Raw genomic sequence first — 18,711 nt, 5'->3', positions numbered from 1 at the left:
ATTACTTAATTTGCGCTAATTCGGTAAAATCTTCTTGTGATAGCTGCCAACCTAATACTCCTGCATTCTGACGGGCTTGTTCGGCTGTTTTGGCTCCAGGAATGGGCATCACACCTCCTTGACTAATGAGCCAGTTAAGGGCAATTTGTGCGGGGGTTTTTTGATATTTTTGACTCAGATGTTCGAGTTGGAGTAACAGAGGGACAATTTTTTCTAATCCTTGACGACTAAAGCGAGAATCTAACTTTCTTGCTCCCTCTGGCCGAGTCGCGCTGTTAACCTGATACTTTCCGGTTAATAAGCCTTGTTCTAAGGGACTATAAGCTAAAATCGTGATACCTAGTTGTTTTGCTGTTTCTAAAACCCCATTGCTCTCAATTTGTCGAGATAAGAGGGAATAACGCACTTGATTGACGGCTAAAGGAACTCCTTGTTCTTTTAACAAGTGATGGGCTTGAGTCATTTGTTCGGCGGAGTAGTTGCTGACTCCTACGGTGAGAATCCTTCCTTGATGGACTTCTTGGGCTAATGCTTCCATTAATGCCTGTTGTCCCAAGAAAAAATCAAAGGGCCAATGGACTTGATAGAGGGCTATTTGCTTTACCTGTAGACGTTCAAGACTAGCAGTTAGGGCATCTTTAACCGATTGTTGATTCCATCGCCAAGGCAGGGGGAAAAACTTGGTGGCAATTTGTACCGGCTTTTGGGTTGAATTTGAAGCTAGAAACTGTCCTATGAGTTTTTCTGACTTTCCGAAGCCATAGACTTCTGCTGTATCAAAAAAAGTGACTCCCTGCTCAATGGCGGTTTTGAAGGCGGCTTCTACCTCTAATTGTCCATAATCTTTGCCATAACTCCAAAAAAGAGCATCTCCCCAAGCCCAAGTTCCTATGCCGAGGGCAGGAGTGGTCAATTGTCCTGCGAATGTTACAGTTTGCATCACTTTTTAATAGATGGTTATTGCTGCAATTTTAGTGGTTTTTGGCTTCAGTGGAATTTCAGGGACACAACTAAATCACGAGAATAATCGGCTAATTGGTGATTTTTTTATCTATATATCCCGAAAAGCTATAGTCTTCGCTGTTGTATTCCCTAATTGTTTGGTAATAATTATAGTCGAATCCCGCGCTCGTTAAGGTGAAAACCCTTTCTCTATCAGATGACAGGGGTTGGGTGATAGGGAATTACAAAATTTAAAGGCTTTTTACAGTCGATTTACATCCCATATTGTTTAACCTTTGTTCTAAGTTGTTCAACAGTAAGATGTTGAGTCCAAAATTCCACCAACCCTTGACCAAAAGCCCAGGCATTTTCTTGAATTGACCCAGAATTATCTAAGAGTAGAGGCCATAAAGATAACAAATCAAACTCTCGAAGAGTAGACTCATCCGAGCTAAACAAACAGAAAAGCTCGTAAGCCATTTGTAGTTTTCCGACAACAATGGGTAATTGTTCAACAGGAATTTGTTCGGCTAATAAGTATGCTAAGGTGGGAGAGCCTGTGGTTAAGGTGGAAATAAATTGAAGTACAGGACTTTTTAATAAAGCTGTCACCCCTTGGGTGGTACTCAGTCTTAAGGTACAGGTTTCAATGATTTTAGCCGCCGCAAGAGAACGGGCTTCTTGTTCTTGTAAAAAGCGAGCCAGACGCAATTGTTTTGAGGGTTCAATGGACTCTAATAAGGCAGTGGTTAAGGCTTCAATACCCCAACTGTCTCGCCCTAGAGTCACATCACGGGTAACAATAGGTAAAACTAGGTTGCTCTGTTCCCCAAACACTTGTACTCGATAGACTGTTGCCTCTCGAATACTCACTTCTTTGGGTAAAACTCCCTGTTGCCAATTGTAGGGCGGTTGCCACTCACGAATCGGCCGTAAACGATCCACTTGCGTGACAATCGCAAGCACGGGTAAATCAGCCACATCGGATTTAACTGCCTTGATCAAGGCCAGATCCATCTCTAAGGAAGGATCTAGAGCGGGTGTCACTAATAAGAGTAAATCAGCTTTTGTACAATAGTCTAAAACTTGTTGCCGAAACTCAGGGCGAGAGGTTTGCTCATAACCAGGGGTATCCCAAAGGGTTAAACTTTCTCCTGTGAGACTGTCCCAGTGATAAGCTGCAAAATTATCGGTATTGGGCAAAATATCAACTTCAGCCCGTTCTGTGTTAAATAAAGTGTTGATGAGGCTACTTTTGCCCGCTCCTGTGCGTCCTACTAAGAGAATATTGACGGGTTTTGCTTCAATTTCTGTAATGGGTTTAGCCTTGGCAATGATGTCCCGTAAGGTTTCGGTTTTGGAGGTAGGAAGGGATTGGGTTTTAGGGGAAAATGAATCAGACGAGAGAAGATTTTTGCCACCATACAAGGTGATCGCTTGTTGAGCAAGGGTTTTTAAAGCGACTTCTCGAAAAGTTTGCCCTAAGTTCACCAATAATTGCTGATTGGCTTCTTTCGTATACTTTAAGCTACTTTGTCTGGCTAAGGCGGCCGCTGGATTTAATAGCCATTGACTCCAATTCCAAACCTGCCATAATTTACGGGCATTAGGTTCTAATTTTTGATACACTTGGTATGCTTGATAAGCTTGGGCGATACTGACTTGATTGAGGCCTGGGGAGAGTTTCTGCATCCAACGATCAAGATCATCGACCGTTCCCCGAATCAGCCCGTAAGCTTGGGGAATATAGATATTGAGTAAGGGATATTTGATTTCTGGGTGATAAATTTGAGCGATCGCACCAACTAAGCTTTGACAGCGTTGCCAAAAGGTGGTCCAGTCTTCCCAAAACGGAGGATCATTGCGTGTTTCTTTGATAATCTCGTTGAGAGCTATCTCAATTTTACTTAGAGTTTCTTTATCTTCAATAGTTGCTGCAAATTTGTTTTTTTCTGTATCAATTTCTTGAGTAACTTGACTAATCAAAGTTTCCAGTTGCTGTTCCATCGGTTGAGTCCATTTGACTAATAACCAACGCCAACCCAACAACAGCAAAATAAAAACACCCCAAATCCAATTAATTCCCCATTGATGGATTTGTAGTCCGCCAGCAATGATAATAAAACTAACAATAATAACCAGAGGACTGGCTATTATTAACCATTGCCAAGCTTTAAATCTCATCATATTTCTTGGTAAAATTCCCCTCAATAACAATGTTTATTTTAATCTAACTTGCCTAAAATCAATGTACTATTTTGCGCCTACTATACGGGGATAATTCCCATGATACCCTATTTTTTTTGATTAAGAACCCTGTTTTTTAAACCTTTCCTGAGCCTTTTTAAAAGCCTCTTGCATCACGGCTTGGATTTGGTCAGGATTGGGTTTTTTACCCCCCATTAAATCCCCAAAATAAACGCAAGCTCCTTCCCCTAAAGCCCAAGTATAAGCCCCTGCCCAAGACGCAGCGATAATACTGCCGAAACCTGGGATAAACTTAATTAATTCTCGTCCAATAGATTGCGCTAAAAATCCTCCGGCGATCGCACTCACAATCCCTCCTGCTTGTGAAGGAGTTAAAATTTGACCATACAATTTCCCCAATAACGTCACCTGAGAGACTTGTAAGGCGGTTAAGACAGGCATAGTGGCAAAAGGCAAGGGAATCGCCGCTATTGTGGCTGCAACGACGGAAAACGCCCAAATATAATGACGGGCGACATCTCGATAAAGATCGCCAAGTTTTTTTGTGGTTTCTCCTTCGAGTAGTTGATGAATAGCCAGAGACTCCGCTTCAGGTAACTGTTGCGCTATAGTATCTCTGAGGGCTTCTAAGCCATAAAAAATAGGGGTATAGCCGTCTTCTTCTAAGGTAAAATCAATCAAAACGGCCTGATCATAGAGTCCCTTAAAGACTTCTTTGAGATGATTAAAGGCACGATTAATGTCTTCAAATTCAGGGGGATAAGGGGGATGGTCTTGATTTTGGGGAGGATAAATTTCATGAAGACAAGTCAGCACGAGAAGACAAGGGATTTTCGGGAATAATTGCCGTAATTCTTGGGCGACTTCAGCTAAAGTTTCGGTAGCAAAATCATTAATTTTAATTGTTAAAATTAGCACTCTAGCCCGATGATTTGCTTGTTGTAAGTTTTCCCTTAATTCTCGAATAATAGAATCCGTATTTTGTTGAACATCTCCGAGTCCCACCGTATCCGTAAAAATGAGCAAAGGAAGGTCATCATTGGGATAAGTATATTGGTTGGTATGCTTGGTATGGGGTCGAAATCCTTGACCAACAATTTGGGCAGAAACCCCGGTTAATCCTCTAACAATTGAACTTTTTCCCGATTGGGTTTTACCAAGAAGAATCGCTTCGGTGGTCGGTAATTTTTCTCGAACGGTTTCTAATATTTCCGCTATTTGTACTTCACTTACCTGAAACCATTGAGGGATTTTATTAAAGAATAACCTATCTTTAATTAAGTTTGTTGTGGATTGCCAAAAATTAGTGATCTGATTTTTTTGGGGATGCTCAAGAAGGTCATCACCTTTGTCCAAAGTGACTTCATTATCCTGTAAAAAATCGTCTGATGGTAAGTCATTATTTGGTGATTGATTCATTATAGGTTAGGATTTACAGGAATTGGAACTATTGGCCATTTCGTCTTGACGCATTGGCATAGTATCAATACGTCCAAAAATCTGCTCCAGTTCGGGGACTTCAGACAGTTGAGACTTGGGTTGCCCATCCTTACCAATGAGGATCACGGCAAACTGATTACTTTTTATCCCATACTTGGCCCGCAATGCTGCCACATCATAAGCAGAAAGGGTTTCATTTCCCACAATGTTGGGCGCATCCGTCGTCAACACACCTAAGAGCAAATCTCGGCTATCAAACTCGCATCGAGCCTCGGCCAGTTTCTGTTTTATGGTGACTAAGCGGTCATCCTTGACTTTAGGGGCAAACACTAACAGAAGTCGATTTTGCCAACGGTACGGAGCTAGGGGATCATTCTCCGCCTTGACCGACGGTTGATTACTTCCCATCAGTCCGAGAATCGTTATCAATGTCCAGATTTTCTTATACATGATTGTCAAAGGAGGCAGGAGTTAAAAGGCAGGAGGCCAGTTTTTGGAAGTTTTTTCTTCTTCTCTAGTTTAGCTTAATTATCACCTATTCATTAGAAGGGGCAAATGTTCAAGTCTTTGAGAGAAAGTAGAAGACTAATCCAGAAGAAAATGAGGCTCAAAATGCCGAATCAGTCGCTTGATTTTTCTTTTAATTTAGGCAGGATACCATCCATCTTCAAGTATTTGTTCAAAAGTAAACGGACAAGTATCCGGGAATTTGAACTCAAATCCTTTGGCTTTCTCCATCTATTAATTCTTGATGAGCTTCAAGGGAGCAAACTAAGGGAAACTTTACGGTAAAAGTTGTAAATCCTGCTATGAGACTAGCTTCAATCGTGGCATTATAGTCAGTTTTTAACAAATTTTTGCTTAAAGTTAATCCGGCCCCTGCCTGTACATATTTTTTCTTGGTTGAAAAGAATGGCTCAAAAATTTTCTCTAATAATTGTGGTTCAATTCCTATCCCATTATCTTTTATCTTAACCACAATCCAGTCTTTTTTGTAGATAGTTTCTACTGAAATTTTTGGGGTTTCATCCAGAAATTGATGGTTTTTATATTTTTCTTCTATAGCTTCATAAGCATTGTCAATTAAGTTCATAAAGACCAACCTTAACGAAGATTGAACCCCCCAAAATAGGGGCAAATTCTCCGAAAAATTGATGATTAAATTTACCTTAAGAGGATTGTTAAAATCCTTTTCCCGAAAATTGGAGCGACTCAGAAAACAACAATTCTCTAAAAATTTATTGAAATCAAATAACTCAAATCCCACAGAGATATCGGAAATTTCATTGATGGTAAAAGGCAAATAAGGTTCCCCTAAACTAAGACAACTTTTGACAAGTTCTCTTATGCTTTGAATAGAGCCTTTGATTTTATTTTTAGCATCATAAAATTTTTCTAGGCTCTCGTCAACTTCGTCTTCCGAATATTGCTCGTCGTCTACCATTGCTCTCATTAGCTGTAGAGCTTGTTCTTGCTCTTCAAGAGCCTTTTCAATGAAATCTAGGTTAGTCCGAATCCAACAATATTCATTAACTAATTTATGACGTAAGAATGGTGAAATCTTTCCAAGAAACGCTAGACGTTCTTTCGCCATTAATAGCTTTTTTAATCGTTCGTTTTCTTTCCCTAAATCAGAAGTCATATTTTTCTATTTCTCTTTTTTCTGACATATTCTTTTATCTATTTCGAGTTTAAGTCGGCACTAACTCCTTGGGGGTTCGGTTGCGATCTTTAAGCTGCTCTTTCAAGGATTGAATTTCAGCTTGGAGTTCTTGAACCAGTGTCATCAGTTCCACCACCAAGGTAGTTAGTGGCGGTTGCTTGTGTTTCTTTTTGGTTTGACCGCCACTAACTTCTTTTTCTAAGGTTTGAAGCTGTCTAAGCAAGTCCTGAAGTTGGTTACGACGGGCGATCGCCTCCTTCATCTTCTTGTACTCTTTGCTGTCTGCTGACCCCAAATACTTAACCATTTTGCCCCTAACCTTGCTGTGGGAGGAACGAGTCGGGTCAGCCTTCATTAAGCGATAATAGGTATACTTTTTGCCGTTCTTGTTCACATTATAGCTGCTGATCCAGGTGTGAGGGGGGGCAATTTGTCCATTTCCTTTTATTTGGGCAATTCGGGCTTGGAGTTCCATTGGATGGGTCATGATTTTAGTTAGTGGAGGCTATATCTATAATAAACCTCCACTAACTTGCTGTCAATTTGGAGAGGCGATCTCCCCTCCCCAGAAGATCCCTTACTCTAGTAGGCGATCGCCAATGGAAGGAAAATCATGACCGCCAAAAATAGCTTCAGGTTGACAATAAAACTTGAATTCTAAGAGGTTAAAGAAAGGATCTTCCAAGAAGAAAGTGTGATGTTCAATGGGTGTACCGATAAAGCGACGTTTGGGAGGGGAATAAAAATTAAGTTGGTTGTTTTGTCCTCTTTTTAGCAAGGCTTCCCAATCACTTTCTTCTAAAAAAATTAAACCAAAATGTCTAGGATAAACACCTTTTTGTCGAGGGAGAGGTTCAGGAGTGAGATGAGCAACAATTTGATGGTTATAGAGATTAAGAATTAAGGACATAGAAGTTTCACGACCAATTTGACAACCCAATCCTTCAACATAAAAGTCTTTGGCTTGAGAAAGGTTAAGAATGGGAAAAGCCAGATGAAAGAATAAATAAGATATTAACTTCTGACTTTTGACTTCACACTTCTGACTTCGAGCGAAGCGATAAATGAGTCAGTTTCTCAAAAATGGGTTGTGCAAAAGGAGGCATAGTTCCAGGGACTAAACCCCCAGTTTGTAGAGCCATTTCTTGAGGAGTCGCAAATCGAAAACGGTGGACATCAGAAAATTGCTGTTTTAGAGATTTTTTGAGAGTTTTGGAGTTGATTTGACGCTCACCGGGTAAGACAAAGACCTGGAATTGTGTTCCGGTTATCTTGCCCTCGACTTTCATCAAAATAGCTTTAGCTCCGAGTACAAATTCGCCACCACTTTCAGCACGAGCTTTGGCACTTTCGGAGCTAGTACGACATTCTCGATGATGAAGGTGTCGATAATCGATATTATTGCTTTGAAGCAATGAGAGAATTTTTAAGGAGCGAAGAATGTTGCCGTCTGTGCTGAGTTGCGTAGACAACCCCATTTCTTCTGGAAAAACACCAGAGAAATCCGTTAACATTATTAGTTTTCTAATTGGCGAACCACCTGCTCCAATTCTTCTAATAAAAAACCGAAAGGCTTTTCAGAATTAGAGTAGGAAGATTCAGTTTCAACGGCTGCGTGAATAATTTCGTGGTAAAACCATAAAGTCCCTTCTTTCCCCCCTTTAAAGAGAGTCCAAATCTCGTCACCTATTTCTTGTTTATCCCTCAAAGTAGAGCGAGCATTGTGTAATTTATCCGCTAAAGATACCCGTTGACCCGAAAGAGAAGCCGTGCGAAAATGTTTAATGTATTGGAGTTTACGGGCTTTCCAAGGGGGTTTAGGGGACTGATCTGTATCAGTACACTCATCAACAATTTGACAGACGCGATCGCCAAATTTGTCCCGAATTTCGAGACGGATTTTCTGGCCCCCTTGATCTTCAATGGCATCATGAAGTAAAGCGGCGATCGCTTCATCCTCATCTCCACCAGCTTCTAAAACTAAAGCACAAACACTCAATAAATGACTAAGATAAGGAATATTTTTGCCTTTACGACATTGGTAGCGATGAAGTTGAGCAACATAGACAAAAGCTTGTTCAAAGCGAGGGGTTAATAGAGAAGATTGAAGCATCATGTTTGTGATCCCATTTTCATAAACTTAGATTACAGATTTTCAGGTATTCATGTTGTAGAGGTCAACAACCATTGACCCCTATGTGACTCCTGTGCAGTGGGAGTTATGCTACTAATGGATGAGAGGAATTTTGGTAAAAAATTTGCTCTTTAATTTGAGCTAAATCCAGATAAAAATCCGCCGTTTCTTTCAAGGATTGACTGGTCATAGAAGATAAACTGAGGACAATGACTTGACGGCCTAAAGTTTGCATTTGACGGACAGGTTTTAGGTAATCTCCATCGCCACTACAAAGAATAATTGTTTGATAGTATCGACCAAGTTGCACCAAATCAAGGCTTAATTCTACATCAACATTAGCTTTTGGTTTTCCTTGTTGCCAAATCATAGGTTTACTAACAATAGTATAGCCTAAATGTCTAAGGCATTTCAAAAAATTTTGTTGTTGTTGATTATCTTGATCTTCCCCAATATAATAGCGAAAATTAAGGAAAAGATGAGAGGATTTGCTCTTGATTACTTGTTGGTTAACTAATTGTTTAATCAGTGCTTGTTGAAATTTTCTGTAATCAACTTTGAGCTTAAGTTGACGACAGCTATGGTCGAAATTAGCTCCATCAATTAAAACCAAGATATTTCTTTCTCGAAACCCTGAATTTAATAAAGAAGGTTTCGACTTATCTATTAAGTTGAGTTTGACTTCATGTTTGAACACTTGATTTTGTAGCTTGTGAATGGCAGAAACATGAAGATTTTGACGAGTCTGTTGAGTTTGAACTTTTTGAGCAAGTTCTTGGTTTTTGTCTTCAGTTTCTTTAAGGAGATAAGTTAAGTGATTAGACTGACGAGATAAGTGAGAAGATTCCGCTTCTAGTTGTTGGAGTTGAGCGAGAATTTGTGGATAAGATTGAGTCACTAAATCTCGATATTTCACGTCTATTTGTTCTAATTGATTCTTAAGACGTTGGTTCAGAGCTTGTTGTTTGACAAAAGGAAATAAGAGAAAGATAGGGAGGAGTGAGCGTTCAATAATTGCCACTCCCAAAGTAATCGTTAAAAAAGCAAGTTTCTGACGGGTAGAGGAGTTCAGACCTCGAAAATATGAAAAAAGCATGAGATTAAAATAATCACTGTTTTAAGGACTCATAACTTGATTTAAACTGATGAGTGGAAAGGGGGGGGTTTAAGAAGTAAGAAGTAAGAAGTTGAAAGATTCATGATAAATTTCCATCTGTAAATTTAAGAGGGTTGTTAGTGATAAAGTTTGTAAGTTTCTAAGATGTCTTTTTTGATGCGTTCTCGTAAATCCCAAGGTAGCAAAACCTCTACATTGGGACTCCAGGAGCGTAAACGCATAATAACGTTGTTATCATTTTGACGATAAGTAAGAACATAGTAAGCATAATCAGGATAATCTGTGATAGTTTTAATCATTTTTCTTTCTTCTTTTTCAGGAAGACTAGCTTGTTTAATTAAGCTAATAATTTCCGCTTGCTCTTGAATCTTTTCAAAGGTATCATGGCGAAATGAGTTCTCAATATAACCTGCTGCAAACTGTGGGTTAAATCTCAGTAACATTAAAGATTCTGGTTGATAAAAATCGAAGCCAAACGCCCGATTTAATTGGTGTTGTATTTGCCGAGGATGATATCTTTCTGGTTGTTCTAAAATGTCTGTTTTTGAGAAAGGTAATTGAGAATTATCCCAGGATAAAGCTTGGATTTCTTCAATACGTTCTAGTCGATAATTATACCATTGAGTATCTTCTTGATGGGAACAACAGGGAGCTTGTCCAAAGGCACAAAGATAATAAGCTCGTTGAAAATAATAAAGACAAACTGGATAGATAATGTAGGATTTTTTTAGATTAATACTGGCACTATCATAAACAATAGAAATCGGTGGAATAGGTCTTTGTTTCCAAATCTCTTTTAGTTGATCTGCTCGATCATCAGCTCGTTCTCTGAAGTCCTTAGAAACGATATAGTTGTGATGTATAAATAGTCGTTGTTGACCTTCAATTTTTGAAAATAGTAATTCAACAATATTAGAAATTGTTTCAGGAAGAAAATCCATAGAAAAGGTATCTTCAATGGTGTGTTTTGTTTTTAATTCTTGGGGATTTAAAAAACTTTCAAGTTTTTGTTGGCTGATTTTTTTATAGTTCCCTTGACCAGAATTTTTTTTGATGATTAGTGGTTCTTGAAAAGAGGCGATCGCTTGAAAATGATTGCGAAGGGTTTTATCACTAACGTCTAAAGGTTGACGACTTAAAAATTGTTGAATTTGAGGGTTTGTTAGATAGTATCTTTTTTCTAAAGATAAGATGAAGTTATCTCTGAGCCAATCAGAAAATTCATCAAAGACTAAATATAATGACCGCCGGACGAATAGCTCTTTCTGCGGCATTATTGGTGGGTTCAAGACCAACAGTTGCCACGAACAACCACATCGCCGATTCAACTTTGAGTAGTTGACGACAGGTGCGAACTGTTTTGGCGAGAGGGGTTTTTTCCCTTGTTCCGATGGAATAGGAATCAGCTTCAGTTAAAGTGGCTTTGATTGAAGAGCGAATATTCTGGACTAATTCCCCAAAATCATCACGAGATAAAGTCCCATCTCTGACTCGATGCCACAACTCAAATAATTTTTCTTGTTGTTTAACCAGTGCTGTTTCCAATTCTGCTGAGACTCCAGGGCGTTCCGATATTTTGAGAAAATCCCGTCGTAGATGAGCCCAACACAATTGCCGTCTTGTCTTATCGACCCAGTTATAAGCACCATGACGGTCAGAGTTTAAAATTCCCCCAAAGTTTTCCCCCAATAAATCCTTTGCCCCTTGAGTACAACGGGTTAGGGTAATTTCAAAAAATGTGACCAGAGGGGTGACGGCCACCCATAGCCATGCTTTTCTCTGGCTCGGATTAGAACCATCAATATTCCCTTGATTGAAGCTGGTTTCATCCGCTCCAACCACCTCTGCATTTTGGATATAAAGTTTGGCTTCATCCACACAATTAGCTACCGCATTACTCGCTTCAATTCTCAGTTTATTGACGGTTCCCAATGACATGGAAATCCCAAACACTTCGAGCATGGCACTTTGCACCATTCTTTGACTGTTGCGATATACCCCACTAAGCAAGGCCACCAGTGCCACGACTCTTACCCCGTAACCAGTGGGGTTCACCTCTTCGGGTAATGTCGCACGGGTCTTGGTGCCACAGGAGCTACAGGTCAGTTTATGTAAACGATGCTCAACTACTATGGGACTAATGGGTGGAATTTCTACTATTTGGTGACGATAGGGATTTATATCTGACCCACTCAAGGGCTCTCCACAACTAGGACATTGTTCAGGATGATGCTCGATTATTTCGCGGCAATCTTCGATTGGGTATAGCTCTCGACTACTTCCTTGATGACCTGGTTGACCGCCTCGTTTTTTACCGCTTTTCTTGATGCTTTGCTTTTTTTTAACACCTGGTGGGTCACTCGATGGTGGTAATGATGAGTTTTTTGAGGTTTGATTAACTTTTTCTAATAACTGTTCTTGGACTGTCAGGACTTGTGTTAATTTCTTTTCGAGTTGTTCTATCTTCTGCGCCATCTCCTCCACCAGTTTCTTGACACTGATGGGAGTTTTTTCCCAATCTTCTGGGGATATCCGTTCTAAATGATTGACGCGATCAACTTCCATGTCATTTAGCATATCAGATTTTGATGGCTTTTTTGGCTATCTATCTTCTACCCCCCTGAACGCTTACTATTACTCTTCTATTATCTCGCTTTTTGGTAAACCCCCTTTCCATTAACAAACTCAGAATTCAGAAGTTGTTGAGAAACCCTGAACCTTTTTCTAGCTTACTTTTGAGTTAAAAAGGAAAGCCCCCCTTCCTTTGACTCTTTACACTAAGGTACGTCAAGTTTAAAGAGAATTTTATGACCAGTTATCACATCGAACTTATTAAGGATACCCTCAATGTAAATTTTGGAGACACTTTAACACCAGGAAACGTCATTGTAGCAGAAGTCGAAGCAAAATTAAAACAATTAATCCTATCAAAACAACTCTCAGGAGGAGCTTTATTAAAAATATTTGGTCCCATTTCTATTCCCTTAAGTTATACCATTGCCCATAACCTTTGTCATTTGTATAAAGTGATAGCTGTTTCTGATACAAGATTAAATGCTTCTGTGGTAATTAGCAGTACAGACTCGAATTATCCAGTGGGAAGTCGTCTTGATTTGAAAACAGGTAAACTTCAAGAAAATTTGATAACTTTTCCCGAACAAAATGAGTCGGTTTTTATTGATTGGGAAGAAAATATTCTCAATGTTAGTTTGAATAGACAAGTCGAGATTGATGGTGATCTTATTGTCAAAGAAGTGGCTCAAAAATTGAATTTACTCTGTGCTAACAATCACTTGAAGGGAGGACAATTATTGAAAATTAAGGGACGTGCTACGGTACTTGTCAGTTTTGTTATTGCCCAAAAATTAGCTCATTTTTATGGTGCGATCGCCGTTTATGAACCCAAGCTAGGAACCTCTGAATTAGAGAAGTATATCATTGTTATTAGTCATAATCCACAATATCATGTAGGGGAGACAATTGATGAGAAAACTGATAAAAACTCTTTTCTAAAAGTCGTGTTATGTGGCTCTCCAAATACCGGAAAAACTTGTTTACGCAAAGGGTTAGAAAAAGCATTAGGAAAACTGCCTTTAGTGCCTGAATTCTTAGTCATTTCAGGTTGTCCAGATGGAGATGGTTCTTGGTTTGCTGAAACAGCGCAAAAAAATGCTTACTTAGCTGAAAAATTAAAGGGTAAATATAAAGCCAGTTTCACTCCAGAATTTGCTCATGAGAAAGCACGACAAATTAAAGCCATTAAAAATCCTTTGTTGATTTTTGATGTAGGGGGAAAAATTAGTCCTGAAAATGAGATTATTATGAAACAAGCAAATCGGGCGGTGATTCTCGCTAAAAATGAGAATGAGGTTAAAGAATGGCAAATGTTTTGTCAAAAATTAAATGTCCCTGTCATTGCTATTATTTATAGTGACTATGAGGCAACTAATGATACAATTACTGTAGCTTGTTTTCCCATTTTACAAGGAACTATCCACCATTTGGAGAGAAGTGTTGATCCGACTAATCGACCCATGATCCAGGAATTAGCTAAGTTATTAAATTCTCTTTTATTGGAAAATTTGCAGGAGGAAACTAAATCCTAAGTTAAACTCAGAGCTTGTACCTTAGACTATAAGGGATAAGATATAGAGTGTTAATTAGTCAAGTTATCCTTTGAGAGTGTTGAGTTCTAAAGTAATTTATTTGAGAAAATGAGAAATTTTATGAAGAACAAAAAATCGTTACCAAAAGTCATTATTTCTACGGTAGGAACCAGTTTACTGACTAATCAAATTAATCGAAATGCTCAAGAATCTGAAGGAGATTGGTTTAAGATGCTTTCTAAGTATGCCAATGAGACTTGGGAAAATACTCCCTCAGAAGTTCAAGATATTATTAGAGAATTAGAAACAAGAGCTTCTGAGAAACTTAAACAAAACGATTTAGGTAAACTGAGAAAACTGAGTGCTGAACTTAATGGAATTTATGGGATATATGATAATAATATTATTGAAGGAAAACGAGATTTTCATTATTTGATTTCTACGGATACGGCTCAAGGAAAAATTACCGCAGAAATTGTCAAAGATTATCTTTTATCTCAAGGATTAATGGTTGATATTTATACCCCATCTGGTTTGTCAACGGCGAATACAATTGCTTTCTCTGAAGGAATTGATCAATTAATTGTTTGGTTAAGAGAAGATATTGTTAAAAATTATCAAGACCACCATAAGATTTATTTTAATTTGGTGGGGGGTTTTAAAAGTCTTCAAGGATATTTGAATACTTTAGCCATGTTTTATGCTGATGCGATCGCTTATATTTTTGAAGGAGAAAATTCGGAATTAATAACGATTCCTCGTTTGCCAATTACAGTGGATAAAACGGCGATAGAAGATTATAAAGTTCTTTTAGCTTTAATGAATGCAGGAGCCGATTTGCCTATCCAAGACGCTTTAGAAATTCCCGAATCGTTGGTTTATGTTGTGGATGAAGAAATGACCTTATCCACTTGGGGTAAATTAGTTTGGGCAGAGTGTAAAAACCAATTTTTATCAGAAGAATTATTAGAATTTACCAATTTAGAATATTTAGATAGTTTTCGGAGAGACTATAACAACGTTAACGATAAAAGTCAACGAGTGAAGTTACAAGAAACCTTAGCTAAAGTCTCTTATTTATTGCATAAATATCAGGGAGATAGAGGCGTTTTACGACGAGATGGGGGGATTTTATATGAGACTTATACCCAATATTCTAATATCGAGCATTTTCGTGTTAGTCTCAATTGGCGGGTTAGTTGTATTTCTGATAACGAAAAGTTGGTTTTAAGACATTTTGGACAAGAAGAATCTGTTAACAATAATCCCTAAAATTACTGTCTCGTTCACTAATGAATAATGAATAATGAATAATGAATAATGAATAATGAATGATTACCTCTCCTGAACCATCAACTAAGTTAAACAATAATTAATTATCAATTATTAATTATTCATTGATTAAATCTCGTAAGTTTCTCTAATGAGTGGGATTTGAAAAATTCAAAAATTTTCAAAAAAATTCAGTTTGCTTGTTGAGACGAACAAAAAAATATTTACCATACCTGAAAATGCTGCTATGTTACCAAGTTCTCCAAACCATTTTAATCTTAAAAGTTTCATTCGTAATATTTTTTCTCCTAAATCTCCTTTAGATTTTTTAGGATTAGTTTTTATTACAACTCTAATTAATTTACTTGCCGCCGGGAACCCGATTGGATTTTTAGGAACCCTGGCTATTGCTTTAATTTGGTGGCAAATTAATCTAAAATTTGCTCAGCAACGTCAAGAACAGTTAAATGCTTTAACTGGAGTGGAAAAGAAACCACCTGAAGCTGCGCCAGGATTAATTTTATTACTAAGTCCCTATTCTTCTCGAAATCCTTTACTAAAATCTCCTGAAAAACTTAATCATCTTCTTAATAAAATTTGTCAAACTTTTGTGAAGGATTTAACGGAAGCTGATTTTCTGGCGATTGATTTATCTAACTCCAATCTTTGGCCACAAATTAAAGCAGTGGATTATCATCTCAGTCAAGGAAAATTAAAAGAAGTTTGGTTAATTAGTACCCCAACGATTAATGAAATTCAGGGGTCAGATACCACAGCAAAAATTCTTGAAACTTATCTTAAGTTTAAATATGGTAATCAATTACAGATTCACTTTCAAGGATTTAAAGGACAAACCTTATTAGTAGAAGATGGGGATTATGGTAAACTTTATCAGATTATTAATTATATTTTTCAGCAGTCAGATTATAAAGATGATGTAATTATTGCTGATATTACAGGTGGGACAAAAATGATGAGTGTCGCCTTAGCAATGGCTTGTATTCCTCCTAAGCGAAAAATGCAGTATATGGACTCAAAAAGAGATTGGGAAGGGAATCCTTTAAAAACGGGAGAAATTAAACCTGTTGTTATTGATGTTGATCCTATCCTTTACCTTGATTAACATTATTATAAATTTCTAATCGGGGTTAGGGAATATTACAAATCATTTAGGATTGCTATCTGTAGGGGCTTAATATTATTAAGCCCTAAAATGGTTTCTAATTTTGACACTGTTCCAAGACATAAATGTTTTTGGAAATCCCCTTTTCCTAACCTCAGTTAAAGTAAAAAAAATTAGAAAAAGGTTATTATGTCTATTCAAACTGAATTTCTTGACCTTAATAATTTTCGTCAAGCTTGGTCTAAAGTAGCTGATAAAAATGGTTGTGCTGGTGTTGATAAGGAAACGGTTGAAAGCTTTAAACAAAATGCTGAATTTAATCTCAGTCAGTTACGAGATTCTGTGGAAAATGGCACTTATCAAGCAAGTTTTTGTTTACAAGTTTTAATTCCTAAAAAGAATGATCAACTCCGAGAATTACGAATTCCTACTGTCCGCGATCGCCTGGTTCAACAAGCTTTATTAAATGTTCTTTATCCTCTGATGGAAGCGAATTTTTCTGATTCTAGTTTTGCTTATCGTCCCAATCTTTCCTATCTTAATGCGGTCAAAAAAATTGCCTATTGGCGCGATGCTGGTTATCATTGGGTACTGGATGCTGATATTGTTCAATATTTCGATAATATTAATCATCAACGATTGTTAATCGAACTGCGAAAAGTTGTTGACAATTCAGGTATTTTGTGATTAATTAAATCTTGGATTACTGCGGGAATTTCAACAGATAAGGGTATTATCTATCCCGATAAAGGGATTCCTCAAGGGGCAGTTATTTCTCCAATTTTAGCGAATCTTTATTTAGATGAATTTGATCATCAAATCACGGAATCTGGCTTAAAATTAGTTCGTTATGCTGATGATTTTGTGGTCTTATCAAAGACGGAAGATGAGATCATGTCAGCTTATGCTCAAGTGGTACAGCGACTCAATTTTATTGGGCTACAAATTCATGAAAATAAAACTCAAATTACTCATTTTCAAAAAGGTTTTCAGTTTTTAGGTCATGGGTTTCTTTATAAGGCTATTTTCCCTATTGAGTCAGAAAATAAATCATCTAAATCATCTTCAAAAAAAAAATCCTACAAACCACAATCGGGTCAGAAGTATGGGAGGAAGAAGGAGTCGAAACATCGTCACTGGCAACGGAAGAAAAGAAGACCCAACCTCGGATAGTTTTTTGGGAATGGTTAAAATCTAAACAACAAAAAAACACTGAAAATAATCAGCCAAAAGAACAAGATAATCTCAGAAAATACTGGAATCAAGATATGGCAACGCTTTATTTAACAGAACAAGGAACTTGGGTACAAAAGGAAAACCAACGCTTTATTATTCAAGTCTCGAAGACGCAAAAACTAGAAGTTTTGATGCGAGAAGTTGAGAAAATTATGGTTTTTGGGAACATTCAATTAACTACTCCTGCCATTAATGCTTGTTTAAAAAATCAGATCATGGTTTTATTTTTAAATCAATCAGGGATGTATAATGGTCATCTATGGAGTTTGGAATCAACTAATATCAATCATGAGATTGTTCAGATTCAAAAACAGAATAATTCTGGGTTTCAACTTAATATCTCTAAAGCCATTGTTTATGGAAAGTTAATGAATTCTAAGCGGTTGTTAATGCGGATAAATCGTAAGCGAAAAATTTCAGAAGTTGATAAGGCGATCGCGGGAATTAATTCTGATATTAATAGTTTAGAATTAGTCTATAATCTTGACCAATTAAGAGGTTATGAAGGGGTGGGTGCTGCCCGCTATTTCCCTGCTTTTGGACATTTAATTACTAATCCTGAGTTTGGTTTTTCTTTGCGAAATCGTCAACCGCCTACTGATCCGGTCAATTCTTTATTAAGTTTTGGCTATACGCTTTTGTTTAATAATGTGTTGAGTTTAATTATTACGGAGGGACTTTCCCCTTATTTGGGTAATTTTCATTATGGTGAAAGAAGCAAAACCTATTTAGCTTTTGATTTAATGGAGGAGTTTCGTTCTCTGATTGTTGATCCTTTAGTTCTAAAAATGATTAATAAACCTTTTCTCTCAAAGAAGGATTTTGAAACCTCTGAAAGTAATGGTGGGGTTTACTTGACTGGTTTGGGAAGAAAGACGTTTTTAACTCATTTTGAAAATAGACTCAATGAAACAGTTTCTCATGAAGATCTTCAATCTTCTATTTCTTATCGACAAGCAATTCACTTACAAATTCGTCGCTATAAAAAGAGTTTGTTATCGGATGTTTCTTATGAACCTTTTGTGAGAGATATCTAATGTTAGTTTTAGTGGTTTATGATATCCCTAATGATAAACGACGCACTAAATTATCTAAGTTTCTTGAAGGCTATGGCAAAAGAGTACAGTGGTCGGTTTTTGAGTGTTTTTTAAGTTTGGAGGAAATGACAAAACTTTATGAACAGGTAAAGACACGGGTAGATCCAGAAGATGATAATGTTCGTTTTTACTGGTTGTCAAAAGAAACAATGTCAAGAACTTTGACCATTGGGGGGGGAGATTCCTCAATCTCCTCCTACCTATTATGTTATTTGATTTGTTTTCAGTTGCTAAGTTTCTTATCAACCAGAAAGATAACTTAGGATTGAGTTTTTCTGTCATTAATTCGTGATATTATTGTTTTAGTCAAAATAATACGAATTCTGAACCAGGAAAACTCAATAAGATAAATATGTTTCCTCTCGATCCACGC

The 18,711-nt window shown here is 37.5% G+C and carries 17 protein-coding genes and 1 pseudogene; 6 read left to right on the top strand and 12 right to left on the bottom strand.

Annotated features, from left to right (window positions below):
* Window position 1 precedes the first annotated feature (1 nt).
* From VB691_RS25410 to tnpC, 12 genes are all read right to left on the bottom strand, one after another.
* Window positions 2-940 (bottom strand): aldo/keto reductase, encoded by a 939-nt coding sequence (locus tag VB691_RS25410; protein WP_323294321.1) that lies wholly within the window; start codon window positions 938-940, stop codon window positions 2-4.
* 275 nt (window positions 941-1,215) lie between these two features.
* Complete coding sequence (locus VB691_RS25405) at window positions 1,216-3,129, bottom strand: GTPase family protein (RefSeq protein ID WP_323294320.1); 1,914 nt, start codon at window positions 3,127-3,129, stop codon at window positions 1,216-1,218.
* 120 nt (window positions 3,130-3,249) lie between these two features.
* The gene (locus tag VB691_RS25400) at window positions 3,250-4,569 is read right to left on the bottom strand and encodes a YcjF family protein (protein ID WP_416245542.1); all 1,320 of its coding nucleotides are present in this window, start codon (window positions 4,567-4,569) and stop codon (window positions 3,250-3,252) included.
* Between the two features lie 6 nt (window positions 4,570-4,575).
* The gene (locus tag VB691_RS25395) at window positions 4,576-5,040 is read right to left on the bottom strand and encodes a DUF4174 domain-containing protein (protein ID WP_323294319.1); all 465 of its coding nucleotides are present in this window, start codon (window positions 5,038-5,040) and stop codon (window positions 4,576-4,578) included.
* A 265-nt stretch (window positions 5,041-5,305) separates the two neighbouring features.
* Entirely contained in the window at window positions 5,306-6,232 is a 927-nt protein-coding gene (locus tag VB691_RS25390; protein WP_323294318.1) for a sensor histidine kinase, read from the bottom strand.
* 49 nt (window positions 6,233-6,281) lie between these two features.
* Window positions 6,282-6,740 (bottom strand): hypothetical protein, encoded by a 459-nt coding sequence (locus VB691_RS25385; protein WP_323294317.1) that lies wholly within the window; start codon window positions 6,738-6,740, stop codon window positions 6,282-6,284.
* Window positions 6,741-6,830: 90 nt separating this feature from the next.
* On the bottom strand, window positions 6,831-7,268 hold the full coding sequence (locus VB691_RS25380; protein WP_323294353.1) for a VOC family protein: 438 nt from the start codon (window positions 7,266-7,268) through the stop codon (window positions 6,831-6,833).
* Between the two features lie 19 nt (window positions 7,269-7,287).
* Window positions 7,288-7,767 (bottom strand): YbaK/EbsC family protein, encoded by a 480-nt coding sequence (locus VB691_RS25375; protein ID WP_323294316.1) that lies wholly within the window; start codon window positions 7,765-7,767, stop codon window positions 7,288-7,290.
* Between the two features lie 2 nt (window positions 7,768-7,769).
* Window positions 7,770-8,369 (bottom strand): HD domain-containing protein, encoded by a 600-nt coding sequence (locus tag VB691_RS25370; RefSeq protein WP_323294315.1) that lies wholly within the window; start codon window positions 8,367-8,369, stop codon window positions 7,770-7,772.
* Between the two features lie 103 nt (window positions 8,370-8,472).
* On the bottom strand, window positions 8,473-9,483 hold the full coding sequence (locus VB691_RS25365; RefSeq protein WP_323294314.1) for an NYN domain-containing protein: 1,011 nt from the start codon (window positions 9,481-9,483) through the stop codon (window positions 8,473-8,475).
* Window positions 9,484-9,620: 137 nt separating this feature from the next.
* Window positions 9,621-10,778 carry a TIGR03985 family CRISPR-associated protein gene (locus tag VB691_RS25360; protein ID WP_323294313.1) on the bottom strand — a complete coding sequence of 386 codons (1,158 nt, stop codon included), beginning with the start codon at window positions 10,776-10,778 and terminating at the stop codon, window positions 9,621-9,623.
* Entirely contained in the window at window positions 10,729-12,081 is a 1,353-nt protein-coding gene (gene tnpC, locus VB691_RS25355) for an IS66 family transposase (protein WP_323294312.1), read from the bottom strand. The genes VB691_RS25360 and tnpC overlap by 50 nt, the downstream gene beginning before the upstream one ends.
* A gap of 230 nt (window positions 12,082-12,311) precedes the next feature.
* On the opposite strand from tnpC, the gene VB691_RS25350 reads away from it, so the two are divergent.
* The 6 genes and pseudogenes from VB691_RS25350 to cas2 all read left to right on the top strand — a co-directional run bounded on the left by VB691_RS25350 (window position 12,312) and on the right by cas2 (window position 18,601).
* Window positions 12,312-13,610 carry a CRISPR-associated protein Csx3 gene (locus tag VB691_RS25350; RefSeq protein WP_323294311.1) on the top strand — a complete coding sequence of 433 codons (1,299 nt, stop codon included), beginning with the start codon at window positions 12,312-12,314 and terminating at the stop codon, window positions 13,608-13,610.
* 120 nt (window positions 13,611-13,730) lie between these two features.
* Entirely contained in the window at window positions 13,731-14,882 is a 1,152-nt protein-coding gene (locus tag VB691_RS25345) for a putative CRISPR-associated protein (RefSeq protein WP_323294310.1), read from the top strand.
* Between the two features lie 247 nt (window positions 14,883-15,129).
* The gene (locus tag VB691_RS25340) at window positions 15,130-16,005 is read left to right on the top strand and encodes a hypothetical protein (RefSeq protein WP_323294309.1); all 876 of its coding nucleotides are present in this window, start codon (window positions 15,130-15,132) and stop codon (window positions 16,003-16,005) included.
* Window positions 16,006-16,194: 189 nt separating this feature from the next.
* Window positions 16,195-17,178, top strand: a pseudogene (locus VB691_RS25335) (reverse transcriptase domain-containing protein).
* A 95-nt stretch (window positions 17,179-17,273) separates the two neighbouring features.
* On the top strand, window positions 17,274-18,278 hold the full coding sequence (gene cas1 / locus VB691_RS25330) for a CRISPR-associated endonuclease Cas1 (RefSeq protein ID WP_323294308.1): 1,005 nt from the start codon (window positions 17,274-17,276) through the stop codon (window positions 18,276-18,278).
* Window positions 18,278-18,601 (top strand): CRISPR-associated endonuclease Cas2, encoded by a 324-nt coding sequence (gene cas2, locus VB691_RS25325; protein ID WP_323294307.1) that lies wholly within the window; start codon window positions 18,278-18,280, stop codon window positions 18,599-18,601. Before cas1 ends, cas2 begins: the two co-directional genes overlap by 1 nt.
* Window positions 18,602-18,711: the final 110 nt, after the last annotated feature.

Origin of the sequence: Crocosphaera sp. XPORK-15E (assembly GCF_034931425.1) — a bacterium.
Lineage (GTDB): Bacteria > Cyanobacteriota > Cyanobacteriia > Cyanobacteriales > Microcystaceae > UHCC-0190.
The sequence above is the reverse complement of the archived record's forward strand: the minus strand, read 5'-3'. Positions and strand labels throughout refer to the sequence as shown.

Excerpts from the sequence above, each read along its gene's own strand:
- VB691_RS25410 (WP_323294321.1), bottom strand. The coding sequence starts at position 940 with ATGCAAACTGTAACATTCGCAGGACAATTGACCACTCCTGCCCTCGGC.
- VB691_RS25405 (WP_323294320.1), bottom strand. The coding sequence starts at position 3,129 with ATGATGAGATTTAAAGCTTGGCAATGGTTAATAATAGCCAGTCCTCTG.
- VB691_RS25400 (WP_416245542.1), bottom strand. The coding sequence starts at position 4,569 with ATGAATCAATCACCAAATAATGACTTACCATCAGACGATTTTTTACAG.
- VB691_RS25395 (WP_323294319.1), bottom strand. The coding sequence starts at position 5,040 with ATGTATAAGAAAATCTGGACATTGATAACGATTCTCGGACTGATGGGA.
- VB691_RS25390 (WP_323294318.1), bottom strand. The coding sequence starts at position 6,232 with ATGACTTCTGATTTAGGGAAAGAAAACGAACGATTAAAAAAGCTATTA.
- VB691_RS25385 (WP_323294317.1), bottom strand. The coding sequence starts at position 6,740 with ATGACCCATCCAATGGAACTCCAAGCCCGAATTGCCCAAATAAAAGGA.
- VB691_RS25375 (WP_323294316.1), bottom strand. The coding sequence starts at position 7,767 with ATGTTAACGGATTTCTCTGGTGTTTTTCCAGAAGAAATGGGGTTGTCT.
- VB691_RS25370 (WP_323294315.1), bottom strand. The coding sequence starts at position 8,369 with ATGATGCTTCAATCTTCTCTATTAACCCCTCGCTTTGAACAAGCTTTT.
- VB691_RS25365 (WP_323294314.1), bottom strand. The coding sequence starts at position 9,483 with ATGCTTTTTTCATATTTTCGAGGTCTGAACTCCTCTACCCGTCAGAAA.
- VB691_RS25360 (WP_323294313.1), bottom strand. The coding sequence starts at position 10,778 with ATGCCGCAGAAAGAGCTATTCGTCCGGCGGTCATTATATTTAGTCTTT.
- tnpC (WP_323294312.1), bottom strand. The coding sequence starts at position 12,081 with ATGCTAAATGACATGGAAGTTGATCGCGTCAATCATTTAGAACGGATA.
- VB691_RS25350 (WP_323294311.1), top strand. The coding sequence starts at position 12,312 with ATGACCAGTTATCACATCGAACTTATTAAGGATACCCTCAATGTAAAT.
- VB691_RS25345 (WP_323294310.1), top strand. The coding sequence starts at position 13,731 with ATGAAGAACAAAAAATCGTTACCAAAAGTCATTATTTCTACGGTAGGA.
- VB691_RS25340 (WP_323294309.1), top strand. The coding sequence starts at position 15,130 with ATGTTACCAAGTTCTCCAAACCATTTTAATCTTAAAAGTTTCATTCGT.
- cas1 (WP_323294308.1), top strand. The coding sequence starts at position 17,274 with ATGGCAACGCTTTATTTAACAGAACAAGGAACTTGGGTACAAAAGGAA.
- cas2 (WP_323294307.1), top strand. The coding sequence starts at position 18,278 with ATGTTAGTTTTAGTGGTTTATGATATCCCTAATGATAAACGACGCACT.